At 46.5% G+C, this 282-nt stretch carries 1 protein-coding gene; it reads left to right on the forward strand.

Annotated features, from left to right (window positions below; all coding sequences use genetic code 11):
• Nucleotides 1-101: 101 nt before the first annotated feature.
• Nucleotides 102-282 (forward strand): class II glutamine amidotransferase (locus tag ACYP03_RS25805; protein WP_459782649.1); only part of this gene is annotated, 181 nt, incomplete at its 3' end.

Raw genomic sequence — 282 nt, forward strand, 5'->3', positions numbered from 1 at the left:
AGGAAATTCACATTAAGATCATCCATATTCTTATCATGCTGGTTGAAAAGGAAATGGAAGGGGCCGAGTAATTCGGTAACCTGACAGAGGGCAGAGGAAACATGTGTGAACTGCTTGGCATGAGTGCCAACGTACCTACTGATATTTGTTTCAGTTTCACCGGTCTGATGCAACGCGGTGGGCGAACTGGCCCGCACGCAGACGGCTGGGGCATTACCTTCTATGATGGTAAAGGGTTTCGTACATTCAAAGATCCTAAACCCAGTTGTCATTCTAGAATTG

The sequence above is a fragment of the Photobacterium sp. R1 genome (assembly GCF_054600795.1).